Here is a 13,887-nt window from a genome sequence, read left to right as displayed (position 1 = left end):
TTTTCATTTTCATAGATTTTAAATGTGTGGTCCTCTTCTTATTTCATACACCATATTTATTAAAAATACCTCATAACGTTACAATAATGATGTATTTTCCCTAAACAACATAACCAAATTCACTATCTCAGGACAGATATGTGTTTTTTTATTAAATTTTCTTTTTATTTAAACTTTTACACAGATGTTTGACCTCTGATGTCCGGTATGATAAGTTACTTAAGATGCTATTTTCGTAGCAGTATAGACATCTGTTATATATACTTTTTTACTATGAGAGAGGAGAGTTACACTGCATGAATTTTTTATGGGGAATTGGCGGCGTGATTGGAGTTTTAGCAATTGCTTTCTTATTATCTTCCAACCGCAGAGCTATTAATTGGCGCACAATTTTAATTGCGCTAGCATTACAAATTACGTTTTCTTTCATCGTGTTACGATGGGATGCTGGAAAAGCAGGATTAAAAATTGCCTCTGACGGTGTTCAAGGCTTAATTAACTTTTCTTATGAGGGGATCAAATTCGTTGCCGGGGATTTAGTTAACGCAAAAGGTCCTTGGGGCTTCGTTTTCGTAATTCAAGCACTACTTCCAATTGTATTTATTAGTTCATTAGTAGCAATCTTATATTATTTTGGTATTATGCAGAAATTCGTTAGTATCGTTGGTGGTGCATTAAGTAAAATTCTTGGAACTTCTAAAGCAGAAAGTTTAAATGCAGTAACAACTGTTTTCTTAGGACAAACAGAAGCACCAATTCTAATCAAACCATACTTAACACGTCTAACAAACAGTGAATTCTTCACGGTTATGGTAAGCGGTATGACGGCCGTTGCTGGATCAGTTCTTGTTGGTTATGCAGCAATGGGAATTCCACTAGAGCACTTATTAGCAGCAGCAATTATGGCAGCACCATCAAGCTTATTAATTGCAAAACTAATTATGCCAGAAACAGAAAAACCGGATAACGATGTAAAACTTTCTACAGAGCGTGAAGATGCTAACGTTATCGACGCAGCAGCACGCGGTGCATCTGAAGGGATGCAACTTGTTATTAACGTAGCAGCAATGTTAATGGCGTTCATCGCATTAATCGCTGTATTAAACGGCCTATTAGGATGGGTTGGCTCTTGGTTCCATATTAAGCTTAGCCTTGATTTAATCTTTGGTTACCTATTATCACCATTCGCTATCTTAATCGGTGTTTCACCAAACGAAGCTGTACAAGCAGCTGGTTTCATCGGTCAAAAACTTGCAATCAACGAATTCGTTGCTTATGCAAACTTAGGACCACACATGGCAGACTTCTCTGATAAAACAAATATGATCTTAACATTTGCAATCTGTGGCTTTGCAAACTTCTCTTCTATCGCAATTCAATTAGGTGTAACAGGAACACTTGCTCCTTCTCGCCGTAAACAAATTGCACAGCTAGGGATTAAAGCAGTAATCGCTGGTACACTAGCGAACTTCTTAAATGCAGCAGTTGCAGGTATGATGTTCCTATAGAGCGCAAGAGAACTGATCCGAAATTTCGGGTCAGTTATTTTTATGCCCATTCATGAATGTATCCTTCCCTTCCTAGCACATATTACATATAAGGATGTAATTGTTAGGAGGTAAAGAAATGAAGCGAGCATCCAACCAAATTGTACTACTATGGATTGCACAAATTCTTTTCTATTTCATCACCGTTCATATGACTTCATATTCATATGCCTTTTTCTTCACGATCATTTATGTATGCATTAACTTGCTTTTTTTGTTCATTCCAAACAAACCAGCATTCACTTTATTTATTACTGTGACTCTTCTCTCTGTTTTCTATTTGTTTTATGAATCATGGTTATATTTATGGAGCACTTCAGCGCAACTTCACTACATCATTATTCATTTCCTTGCGATCGCGAATTTCTTTCTTATTTATATATCGACCTATATGTTAAAAAAACTCTTACATGAGAATAGACGTTTACAAGCACAGGTTCAAACGCTCGAACAATATATCGGCGAAACAAAATTATTAACACGAAATGAATTTGAAAGACGTGGTTTATTACTGGAAGCAGCTATGAAACGGCGCGGTGAAACAGGAATGCTCGTCTATTTTTCATTCGCTTCTTTTAGTAACTATACGAAGCGCAGTGTCATAGATCGCGTTGCCACCCTTCTTCTTGAAACAGTTCGAAGCGATTTTGATTTAGTTGGAAAATATGATGAGAAGACATTGGTCATTTTACTCCAAAATACAAATGAATATGGTGTACATATTGTTATGCAGCGCCTTCAAAAGAAATGGAAAGAATGGTTAACAAAAGATGCCATTTCTACAATCAACATAAAACAAGAGCAGCTTGACGGACAGAGGTTAACACCATGATGACAATCATTCTTCTTTTGTTATTCCTACTCTTTTGTCTATTCGTGTTTTGGATTAGTCTTGTTTTCTCTATTAAATATGTACTGATTTTCACTGCATTCTTATTCTCTGGCTTACTCGTCTACTATTCCTTACTAAATCTTGCGGGTCTTGCTCATCGAAATCGCAAACGAAAGAATCGTACATTAGATCACTATCCAAGTGTAGATATCCTCATTCCAGCCCATAATGAAGGGGTTGTCATGATGGATACACTATCGGCAATGGCAAATATCGAATACCCTGGAAAGCTAACAATTTATTTATTAAATGACAACTCTCAGGATGAAACCGGAGAAATCGGCGATGCATACGACAAGGCATATGCACATATACAACATATTCGTGTTCCGCCTGGAGAACCGAAAGGAAAATCACGTGTTTTAAACTATGGGCTCAGTAGTTCAAATGGAGAATACTTTTGTGTATATGACGCCGATAATCAACCAGAACCACATGCACTTCGCATGCTTGTTGAATATGCAGAAACAACAGAGGACGCTGTTGGTGCTGTTGGACATGTCCGTACTGTTAACGAAAAGCGCAACTGGCTGACACGAATGATTTCACTTGAATTCCAAATTTTTCAGCTACTCATGCAGTCTGGACGTTGGCTCTTATTCCAAACCGGCTCATTAACAGGAACCAATATGCTTCTGCGCCGCTCTGCACTTGAAGAACTCGGTGGCTACGATCCATATGCCATTGCCGAAGATGCCGAACTCACATTGCGGATTACACAAAAAGGGTATCTATTGCCAATCGTTCCTGAATCCATCACATGGGAACAAGAGCCTGAGCATTTAAAAATTCTCATTAAACAACGAACTCGCTGGCTCCAAGGAAACTTATATATTTTAGAAAAAATGTTTTCCTCCTTTAGCTTCTTTAAAGGAAAACTACTCGTTCATTCACTGCAGCAAGTATTGGTATACGTTGTCTTTTGGCTATTCTTAATCATTTCAAATGTATGGTTTATCATCGGTCTACTCGGCCTCTTTCAAATCAACTATACAATCCCGCTGCTATTCATGTGGTACGTCGCCTATATTACGTACACCTCGCAGCTCTTTAGTGCACAAAGCGTCGAAAACACATTCACGCCGACCAACATATTTATCAGCATCATCATGTACTTCACATACGCCCAGCTCTTTACCTACCTATTCGTCCGAAGCCTCATCTTATACTTACGAGCGAAAAGTAAAAAACAAATTATCGGATGGGACAAAACAGTGCGGTTTAAAAAATAAAAGCGGTAGCCGCTTGCTCAGAAAGTTAAACAAACGTTTGAGTAAAAAAAATAAGCACAGAGCGCCGTATGCTCTGTGCTTATTTTTACTACCTGAATCTATATCAGACAATACCCCTTAGTCGAAAGTAATTTCACGTCCATCCCCCAACGAACGATCTACTTTCATTTATATACGAAAAAGTGACTGCTATTTTTGTAAAACCAATTGTTTCTCTTGTTGTTCTTTAGACGCTTCAGTCTTTGGTTCCGTGTTTTCTTGGACACTGCGATGTGCTACACGTTTCAAACAAATATGCTTCCACTTTCTTTCGTAACGCTTCATTATTCTAGTTGTCCCCCTTGAATACGCTTAAAAACTATTTGAAATCGCTTACAGGAAATAATATAGCACATATACATAAAAGTGACAACACATTTCCGACAATTTTTTGTCAAAAATATGAATTACTTTTGACAATATATCGGAGATTGTAGAAATATGGTACTTACCTATAAAGTGAACCTTTAATTATTTGTGGCTTTCTTTATCCCCACCAATTATTAGCCCGCGAATTGCGCACTAAAAAAGAGCTGATTTCAAAATCAGCTCTTTCCTTCTATTATTTATGATGATGGTGATGACGAGCTTCCTTTTGTAATTCTTTAAATAAAGAAGCAATCATAAAGAAGATAACAAACACAAACGGGAACGCTGCGATAATCGAAGCAGTTTGTAATGCCTCTAATCCACCTACATATAATAAGATAGCTGCTAGTGCTGCTTGGACAAGACCCCAAACCATTTTAATGCGATTTGGTGGGTTTAAACTACCATTTGTCGTTAACATACCAAGAACGAATGTCGCAGAATCTGCTGATGTAATAAAGAATGTTGAAATTAGTAGAATCGCAAGAACAGATAAAGCTGGCCCCATGCTACCCATATGATCTAACATAGCAAATAATCCTACCTCTGTACCCATTTCCTTAATTTGTGCTTGAATATTCGCTCCGTCAAATAGCTCCATGTGAATACCTGTTCCTCCAAATACGGAGAACCAAAGCGCACCAATCAATGTTGGTACAAGTAATACACCGATAACAAACTCACGAATCGTACGTCCGCGTGATACACGGGCAATGAATGTACCAACAAATGGTGACCATGCAATCCACCATGCCCAATAGAAAATTGTCCATGATTGAATCCACTGGTTTCCACCCTCATCTAATGGGCTTAAACGGAAACTCATACTTGGTAACTCTTGAATGTATGAACCAATTGTCGAAGTAAAGTAATTCATAATAAAGTTCGTTGGACCTGCAAACAATAAGATTCCCATAAGTGCAAAGGCTAAAATAATATTTGTATTACTTAAATATTTAATCCCTTTATCTAATCCTGTTTGTGCAGATAACATATATAGAACCGTTACGATTGCAATAATAACTAACTGCGTTGTTAATGTGTTCGGAATAGATGTTAAGTAGCTAACACCACCCGCAATTTGTTTTGCTCCAAGACCTAATGATGTTGCAACACCAAATACCGTCGCAAATACAGCTAACACATCAAATATATGTGCAATACGTCCGTGCTCGCCACTTTTAAATAAAGGACCGACTGTTGCACTAATTGTACTCGGCTTGCCTTTTCGGAATGTAAAATACGCGATACAAAGTGCTACAAGTGCATATAAGCCCCATGGATGTAATCCCCAGTGGAAGAATGAAAAGCGAAGTGCAAGGCGTGCACTCTCTTCTGTTGCACTTTCTCCAAATGGTGGTGTATATAGATGATTTAATGGTTCCGCAACTCCCCAGAAAATCAAACCGATTCCCATACCCGCACTAAATAACATAGCAAACCATGTCATATAACTATAATCAGGTTCATCATCATCTTTTCCTAAGCGAATGGAACCGTACTTCGAAATAATTAAAAAGATCGAAATTCCTAAAAAGATAGAAACGGAAATAATATAAAACCACCCAAACTTACTAACTAATGCTGTTTGAATTGTAGTGGTCACATTCCCTAAACTACCTTTTCCAATTATCGATTCGGGAATAACCCCCCAAATTGTAAATGCAATACATAATGTTAATGAGACAATAAATGTTTTTGTCAGTTTCCTCATCAAATCCCCCTTTGTAGGTTTCTTTTTTTGTGTAAATACCCTAATTCCAATGTGTTAAATCGGATAAAGTAAAGCTTTAATCGAGCTTTTACGGGCCGTTTATCCCTCACCTAACTTCTTTGCTTTCATCGAATTCTGAGGTGGAGATATTACCGCCCGCGAATAGCGGGATAAAGTAAAATGTTTTGTGTGGTGATTTTCTTCAAGCTCTCTAACATGAGCCTTCACCAATTAGAATTCTTATGGACAGTTTACCCTCGGTATACCCTTTATAAATCCCGTTAGGATTAAAAGGTAGAGATATTACTGCCAAATCGTGCGAGATACATGCGGATGGGATTGTATTTTCCCAAAAAATGGTGTGTTACAGTTGTGAAAAAGGCAAATATACTAATTGCCACTCTTTCTTTTTGTAACAATTATGCGGTTGTTTTGTCAGGATATCGTACGTATTTATACATTCACAAACAAAATATTTATGTTTATATAACTATTTTAGGCATAAAACGGTAAATTTCTCAAGGAATGTAACACCTTAGTAAACTTTTTGTAATACTGCCGTAATATTGTTATCTCTATTGAAAAATATCTTTAGTATTAACAAATAGATATATGACATAAACCTTCTAAAAATATGGATTGAAAAACGCTTTCTATAATTTCGTTCTATATTACAAAGTGTTAATGATTTATTACGAATGGTTTGTAATTGTGTGTTTTCCCAAATTCCAAAAAAAACTGTTGCTATAATGAGGACACGAAAACAAACGCAATGGAGGCTATCATGAAAAAATTAATTGGTATAGCGACAGCAGCAGTTTTTGGTCTTGGGATTTTCGCATCATCTGCTAAGGCAGAAACTGTTGTAACAACAGACGTACTAAATGTACGAGAGAACCCAACTACTGAATCACAAGTTGTAGGCAAATTATTAAATGGTCATAAATTAGATGTTACAGATACAGAAAACGGATGGTCACAAATCAAATTAGATGGTAAAGACCTATTCGTAAGTGCAGAATTTACAAAAAGCATCTACTACGTAACAGTAAATACGTTAAACGTACGCGCTGAAGCAAACACAGACTCAGAAATTCTTGGGACGCTTAAGAAAGACGATATGATTGAAACAACGAACCAAGTACAAAATGAGTGGTTACAATTCGAATATAACGGAAAAACGGCTTATGTTCATGTTCCTTTCTTAACAGGTACAGCACCTGTTATTGAAAAACAAGAAACGCCAGTTCCTGCAAAAGCTGAAGCACCAGCTAAAGCAAAAGCGCCAGTAGCACAAGAAAAACCAGCTACTAAGCCTGTCGTAAAAGCAGCTGAAACAAACGAACCTTCTGGTGGCCGTGAGTTAACAGTGGTAGCTACAGCATATACAGCTCACCCGAGCGAAAATGGCGGCACATATGGTGGCCGTGTATTAACTGCAATGGGTCATGACCTAACAGCGAATCCAAACATGAAAATGATCGCTGTTGACCCGAAAGTGATTCCACTTGGATCAAAAGTATGGGTAGAAGGATATGGAGAAGCAATCGCTGGTGACACTGGCGGTGCAATTAAAGGTAACCGTATCGACGTTCTTGTTGGTTCTGACGCAGTTGCTAACAAATGGGGACGTAAATCTGTTAAAGTGAAAATTTTAAAATAATCAATTACTGCTACGCCAGCTCTCTTATTATTTGAGAGCTGGCTTTTATTTTTTATATAAACACAAATAAAAACCATCTTTTTTAGGTGAGAGAGCTTCCGTCCATGCAAAGAAGCGGTCAGGACCTTTTTTAGCCCCATGCCATGTTTAAAACAAAGAGAGAAAATGAGTGGAGATTTGCTTTTACTTTCAAAGCCGCAGCTTATATACAAATTGAAAAGCTGACATAAAAATCTTTCTTTTTGAATAGGAGAGATTATCTAGCCATGTATAGAAACGATCCGATTCTCTTTCTGTCCTCTGCAAAGTAAAAACAGGTGCAAATCACCTTTTGTTCTTCATAGCACCAACTTATATGTTGGAAAAACAAAATAAATATATATAATGACAATAAGGAGGTTATCCCATGAACCTGAATGCAAAAATAGACTGGATCGGTACACTGAAACCGTACATATATAAAGACGATGTTACATACGATGCAATCGCCATTGATTTTTCACTCGAACAAGACGATAGTCGCTATAAACTAATCGTACTGAATCATCATGAGCACACTCACTATAAGCTTGTACAATATGGCATCAAGCCCGGATCACAAAAACCATTTCCGATTGATATACCATTTCAAGAAGAAATGCTTCCATTAATAGAAAGAATTCTACAAGATCCATATATACAAGCGATATTAGAGAACAAAGCAGATAACCGTTTTTAAGGACTACTTCTTTCAAAAAGAAATAGTCCTTCTTCGCTTTCATAAATGAATCAGCTACTGCTTCTCATTTCAATGCGACATCACAACAACTATGTATCGTTTTTTTTCTAAATTTTTTAAGATAAAATTCATTTTTTCTGTTTTCACAGCTTTTTGTTTATAATGGTAAAGGAAAGAAATCTTTTGTACGGAGGAAAATTATGCTGCAACATTCAATTACGAAAGATGAAATTATGATGATCGCCAATGAGTTTGTTCAAGGACTTGATCCGCAGCAAGCAGCCGATCAAGAGCATGTTGCTACTGCTCGTCAGTTATATCGCAGCGGCGTTGTTTACAACGTTGATTTTGATGGTTATACGCTATCAGGTACTGTGGATGCTGATGGAAACGTGTATAGCGTTCACATTCCAATTCGTAATATCGCAGAAAGCTATTGTGATTGCTTTGCGCCGACGCAATGTGAGCACATGCTCGCTGTTTTATTATCCGCAGCTTCTAGTTTTGGGCAAGTGGGCGATGTATTAACATTATTTAAAAACAAAACGAAACCATCGCTCCCTCCGATTCGAACAGCACGGCAAGTATTACAATCATCCGCATTTGAAGAAACCGATTATAAAAGTTGGCACGCGTATTTCGAATCAGAATATAACACATTTAAGAAAGAACAAGAACGACTCACCTATAAACAAATGTACTTTCTTATGAGCATCTTTACAGACTTTTATATGAAATTGGAACGAAAAGCGCCGCGCATCGTTGCTATACATGAACTCTTCAAATTGCATGGCACACTTTATTGTTTTCAAAAGTTATTAGAAGAAATCGAGAACTTCGAGACGAAAAAAATCTATTCCTATCATCAGCCAATCAATGTCGTCCGCTTATTTGTTGATAAAGTGGAGTCACTTATACGGGACTTGAAATCAGAAATGATTCCACCTGAATGTGAACCAATCTTACAAGAAACAGCCCGTCTGGTGCACAATATTTTCTTCTCTGCTGATTCCTATACACAGGAAAGATTCTTTATTTACAGGCATATATGGGGAGAATTATTAACCGGCAAAGCTTGGATACAGGAAGAGGAAAAACGAATTGACGCGAAGATACATCCGCTTTCAAAAGCTCTCGCCTCCTCTCACCTATTCTTTTTGAAGCAAGAAGATGACATGGCGATGCAATTGCTTGAAAAACAACCAGCGCAAGTTGTCAGCTTATATTTTGACTGGCTTGAAGATTTACTAAGCACAATGCAGTGGGAGCGCGCCAAAAATTGGCTTTCTTTCACATATAAACAAGTGAAGAAAACAATAGATGATCGATCCGATACTATTTTTATAAAAGATATTGTTCGTTTATTCGTTATGATGTATGAAACATATGCAACACATACAAATGAACAAGCGGGTCTTGAGATGATCTTGCAAGAACTGTTGCCATACAGTTTCACAAATTACGAGCAATACGTACTAGCAAAAAAACAATATCATACATGGACAGAACTTCATCTGTTACACGGATTTGAAGCGATTGAATTGTTAAAAGAACCATTGAAAGAAATCGAGAAAGAAGCACCAGAAGCAGCACTTCCGCTCTATCACCTTGCAGCAGTGCAAGCGATTGAAGAACGAAATCGTAAATCATACCGCCGTGCAGTCCGTTATTTTAAAAAACTACGCATGCTCTATAAACGTCTGAAACGAACAGACGAATGGCACGTTTTTATCGTACAAATGGCGAATTTACATTCACGCTTGCGTGCACTGCAGGAAGAATTACGGAAAGGAAAATTAATCGATGACCATACAAACTGAAGTAACAATCCGTCTCCAACATGTAAGTCAAGGTTGGTTCCTTTGGGGAGAAGATAACACCGGTACTCCTTTACCTATAGCGGATTGGAAACAAAAGGCCTTCACTTGGCATTCTACCTCGTTCTTCGGCACTTTTTTGAAAGAAGTTACGCATGAAGAACGAAGCGGTATTATGCTATCGAACGTCCAGGCATTTGAATACATCGCAAACAAACCGATGAACTCCTTTTCTGGACTGCAAATGAATGGTCCTATTACTGCACTTACGCCAGATGCAAAAGAGCTATGGGATGCTTTTGTAACTGGAAGCTTTGTACCAGACATGAAGCGATGGACACAGTATCCATCATGGAAAGTTATAAACATTCCAATTGAAGATGACACGCTTTCTTCACTCTTCTCGCAAGCGATTAATGAAAGCATTCGTCAAGATGCCCGCTCTAATGATGGATGGGAAGATGCAAAACGATTATACGAACACTACGATTTTACGAAAAGGCAGCTTGAGACAGCGATGCATGAAGAAGACTGGTTCCGAAAGATCGGTTACATTGAAGACGATCTTCCTTTCACAATTGGTCTTCGTCTCCAAGAACCGCAAGATGAATTTGAAATGTGGAAACTTGAAACCATTATTACTACGAAGCGCGGTGCGCACCGAATATACGTATATAACGGCATCGATTCGCTGCCAAAGAGATGGCATGACTATGAAGCACGTATTACAGAAACGCAAGAAGGATTCAGTAAGCTTGTCCCATGGCTCAAGGAAGATGATCATTTTCGCGATGAACTCTATGAAACAGAAGCATGGAATTTCTTAACAGAAGCAAGTAACGAATTATTAGCGGCTGGCGTTACTATCTTACTACCATCATGGTGGCAAAATTTAAAAGCAACCAAGCCGAAATTACGCGTCCAATTAAAACAAAGTACAAATCAAACACAGTCCTTCTTTGGTATGAATACGCTTGTTGATTTCAACTGGCGTGTTTCAACAAATGGCATCGACCTGTCAGAAAATGAGTTCTTTGACCTTGTCGAACAAAACAAACGACTCTTCAATTTAAATGGTCAATGGATGCGACTTGATCCTGCCTTTATTGAAGAAGTAAGAAAGCTAATGAAACGTGCGGATAAGTATGGTCTTGAAATGAAAGATGTTCTGCAGCAACAATTATCAAGTTCAGCGGAAACCGAAATCGTAGAGGAAGATAATCCATTTACTGATATTGAAATTGAGCTAGATGGCTATTACGAAGAACTCTTCCAAAAGCTATTGCATATCGGAGACATTCCAAAAGTGGGAATACCCTCTTCCTTGCAAGCTACACTACGCCCCTACCAAGAGCATGGTGTAGAATGGCTATTATATTTACGAAAGCTTGGATTTGGAGCATTGCTCGCGGATGATATGGGGCTCGGCAAAAGTATTCAAACCATTACTTACTTATTGTACGCAAACGAAAACCGCCTCCAAACAGGGCCGGCCCTAATTGTGGCACCGACATCTGTACTTGGAAACTGGCAAAAAGAATTTGACCGCTTTGCCCCAAATTTACGCGTTCAATTACATTATGGAAGCAACCGCTCAAAAGGCGATTCATTTAAAGACTTCCTTCAAGATGCAGATATCGTATTAACCTCTTATGCATTAGCGCAACTTGATGAAGAAGAGCTTAGTACACAATGCTGGGATGCAATTATCCTGGATGAGGCGCAGAATATAAAGAACCCACATACGAAGCAATCTAAGGCAGTTCGAAACTTACAGGCAAATCATAAAATCGCTTTAACAGGTACACCAATGGAAAACCGCCTAGCAGAATTATGGTCTATCTTTGACTTCTTAAACCACGGATACCTTGGAAGTCTCGGGCAATTCCAACGCCGCTTCGTAACGCCAATTGAAAAAGATCGTGATGAAGCGAAAATTCAGCAAGTACAAAGATTCATTTCACCATTCTTACTACGCCGTACGAAGCAAGATCAAACGGTCGCATTAAACTTACCAGATAAACAAGAACAAAAGGCATACTGCCCGTTAACTGGTGAGCAAGCATCACTATATGAACAGCTCGTGCAAGATACACTGCAAAATGTCGAAGGTTTAAGTGGTATTGAGCGCCGCGGCTTTATTTTGCTGATGCTAAATAAACTCAAACAAATTTGCAATCATCCCGCCCTTTATTTAAAAGAAGATGCACCAAAAGATGTTGTAGAGCGGTCCATGAAGACGCAAACAGTAATGGATCTAATTGAAAATATAAAAGACCAAAACGAAAGCTGTCTAATCTTCACACAGTATATTGGAATGGGAAATATGCTGAAGAAAGTATTAGAAGAGAAATTTGGACAACGCGTTCTCTTCTTAAACGGCAGTGTACCGAAGAAAGAGCGCGATAAGATGATTGATCAGTTCCAAAACGGAACATACGATATCTTCATCCTGTCCTTAAAGGCTGGCGGCACAGGTCTTAACTTAACTGCCGCAAACCACGTCATTCACTATGATCGCTGGTGGAATCCAGCTGTAGAAAACCAAGCAACAGACCGTGCTTATCGCATCGGTCAAAAGCGATTTGTCCAAGTTCATAAACTCATTACAACTGGAACACTTGAAGAAAAAATTGATGAAATGCTAGAGCGGAAACAATCGCTCAACAATGCAGTTATCACAAGTGACAGCTGGATGACAGAACTATCAACAGACGAATTGAAGGAATTACTTGGTGTTTAGAACCTGACGTGATATCGTATATTGTCGAACGGTCGATATAAAAAAAGGAGCTATCCCTCAATAGGGGATTAGCTCCTTTTTCTATGCCAAAACCAATTGCTTATTATAATTCCTGTCAATCCACCGCACGTATCAAGTAATGAATCTTGCCACATCGGCGTACGGTCACCCGTAAACCATTGATGAATTTCGTCAAGCGTTGCGTAGCCTGCAACCAAGAGGAGTGCAAATAAGAAGGAACGTCCCCTCGAATATCCAGAACGGTGCAATGCGTAATATGTCAATGCTCCTAGCATAAAGAACACCATAAAGTGAGCTCCCTTACGTAGAAAAAACTCAATAAAGCCACCAACACCTTTATTCGCAATGCTAACCGGTGTTCCTCCGCCGTAATCAATGGATACCCATGAAAAATGCTCTTTCACAAATTCCCCATTCACGTACTGTACAATATCTGAACGCATATCTTGCTTCTTATACGGTTGTGCCGAGGAATAAAAAATAATTCCCATCCATAGTAAAACAGGAATCCAAACTAACCATTTACGATTCATCTTTAGAAACTCCTCACTTTTTCACTCTCTTATTCTTCTAAGCGTACCAAAAAAAAGAAAAAATTTCACGCCAAAATGTCAAGATTCGTCCTATATATATGACGAAAAGGGGGTGAAAAAGATGGCGATTGAAACGATTGTAAGTGATTTAACATTGCGCCTTGCCTTAAACGGTGAGCCAGACAAGAATGGAAAATCGGTTTTAAAATACAAACAGTTTAAACGAGTAAGACCAAATGCTGATTTAGCAAAAGTACACGAAGTTGCACATGCACTTGCTTCACTGCAAGAATTAACAGTACATGCTGTACAGCTTTTAAGCACAACAGATGTCTCTAATTCGTAAATTCTTTAATTAAAAGGAGGTTTAACAATGCAAACACTTGAACTCGTTTTCTCTAAAGAAGACGGAAAAACAGTTGTCTTTTCTATCGACAATCCGAATACTCCTGTGGATGAACAAAAAATTAGCAAAGTGATGGACACCATTCTTTCTTCCGGAATCTTCTTATCAGTTGGTGAACACACTCGCAAAAAAGGTGCTCGCCTTGTTGAAAAAACCGTGTCAGAAGTAACAGTTGCCCCTTAAATGATAAAGA

12 protein-coding genes are annotated in these 13,887 nt (G+C 38.3%); 9 read left to right on the top strand and 3 right to left on the bottom strand.

The annotated features are described in order from the left end of the window. Nucleotides 1-296: 296 nt before the first annotated feature. The 3 genes from AZF08_RS12535 to AZF08_RS12525 all read left to right on the top strand — a co-directional run bounded on the left by AZF08_RS12535 (nucleotide 297) and on the right by AZF08_RS12525 (nucleotide 3,671). Nucleotides 297-1,508, top strand: a complete 1,212-nt coding sequence (locus AZF08_RS12535; protein ID WP_033673271.1) for a NupC/NupG family nucleoside CNT transporter — start codon at nucleotides 297-299, stop codon at nucleotides 1,506-1,508. A 118-nt stretch (nucleotides 1,509-1,626) separates the two neighbouring features. Then, entirely contained in the window at nucleotides 1,627-2,379 is a 753-nt protein-coding gene (locus AZF08_RS12530; protein WP_033673272.1) for a dGTP triphosphohydrolase, read from the top strand. After that, the gene (locus tag AZF08_RS12525) at nucleotides 2,376-3,671 is read left to right on the top strand and encodes a glycosyltransferase family 2 protein (protein ID WP_033673273.1); all 1,296 of its coding nucleotides are present in this window, start codon (nucleotides 2,376-2,378) and stop codon (nucleotides 3,669-3,671) included. The genes AZF08_RS12530 and AZF08_RS12525 overlap by 4 nt, the downstream gene beginning before the upstream one ends. A 189-nt stretch (nucleotides 3,672-3,860) precedes the next feature. Here the strand turns inward: AZF08_RS12525 and AZF08_RS31775 are convergent, their stop codons facing one another. Both AZF08_RS31775 and opuD read right to left on the bottom strand, forming a co-directional pair. Continuing rightward, a complete protein-coding gene (locus tag AZF08_RS31775; protein ID WP_063177289.1) occupies nucleotides 3,861-3,995 on the bottom strand; it encodes a hypothetical protein in 135 nt (44 codons plus the stop codon). Nucleotides 3,996-4,272: 277 nt separating this feature from the next. After that, a complete protein-coding gene (gene opuD, locus AZF08_RS12515) occupies nucleotides 4,273-5,793 on the bottom strand; it encodes a glycine betaine transporter OpuD (protein ID WP_033673274.1) in 1,521 nt (506 codons plus the stop codon). Nucleotides 5,794-6,577: 784 nt separating this feature from the next. Here opuD and AZF08_RS12510 point away from each other — a divergent pair. From AZF08_RS12510 to AZF08_RS12495, 4 genes are all read left to right on the top strand, one after another. Further along, the gene (locus AZF08_RS12510; RefSeq protein ID WP_033673275.1) at nucleotides 6,578-7,456 is read left to right on the top strand and encodes a cell wall-binding protein EntA; all 879 of its coding nucleotides are present in this window, start codon (nucleotides 6,578-6,580) and stop codon (nucleotides 7,454-7,456) included. A gap of 406 nt (nucleotides 7,457-7,862) precedes the next feature. Next, nucleotides 7,863-8,174: a DUF3910 family protein gene (locus tag AZF08_RS12505; protein WP_033673276.1), complete on the top strand. Its 312-nt coding sequence runs from the start codon at nucleotides 7,863-7,865 to the stop codon at nucleotides 8,172-8,174. A 200-nt stretch (nucleotides 8,175-8,374) separates the two neighbouring features. Further along, on the top strand, nucleotides 8,375-9,994 hold the full coding sequence (locus AZF08_RS12500; protein WP_033673277.1) for an SWIM zinc finger family protein: 1,620 nt from the start codon (nucleotides 8,375-8,377) through the stop codon (nucleotides 9,992-9,994). Further along, nucleotides 9,978-12,734: a DEAD/DEAH box helicase gene (locus AZF08_RS12495; RefSeq protein ID WP_033673278.1), complete on the top strand. Its 2,757-nt coding sequence runs from the start codon at nucleotides 9,978-9,980 to the stop codon at nucleotides 12,732-12,734. Before AZF08_RS12500 ends, AZF08_RS12495 begins: the two co-directional genes overlap by 17 nt. A gap of 68 nt (nucleotides 12,735-12,802) precedes the next feature. On the opposite strand, the gene AZF08_RS12490 is transcribed toward AZF08_RS12495, so the two are convergent. Then, on the bottom strand, nucleotides 12,803-13,288 hold the full coding sequence (locus tag AZF08_RS12490; RefSeq protein ID WP_033673279.1) for a VanZ family protein: 486 nt from the start codon (nucleotides 13,286-13,288) through the stop codon (nucleotides 12,803-12,805). 121 nt (nucleotides 13,289-13,409) lie between these two features. On the opposite strand from AZF08_RS12490, the gene AZF08_RS12485 reads away from it, so the two are divergent. Next, entirely contained in the window at nucleotides 13,410-13,634 is a 225-nt protein-coding gene (locus AZF08_RS12485; protein WP_033673280.1) for a DUF1659 domain-containing protein, read from the top strand. A gap of 27 nt (nucleotides 13,635-13,661) precedes the next feature. After that, nucleotides 13,662-13,877, top strand: coding sequence for a DUF2922 domain-containing protein (locus tag AZF08_RS12480; RefSeq protein WP_033673281.1), 216 nt, complete (start codon nucleotides 13,662-13,664; stop codon nucleotides 13,875-13,877). Nucleotides 13,878-13,887 lie beyond the last annotated feature (10 nt).

The sequence above is a fragment of the Bacillus gaemokensis genome, from assembly GCF_001590835.1.
GTDB classification, from domain to species: Bacteria; Bacillota; Bacilli; order Bacillales; family Bacillaceae_G; genus Bacillus_A; species Bacillus_A gaemokensis.
This window is presented reverse-complemented; position numbering and strand designations above follow the sequence as displayed.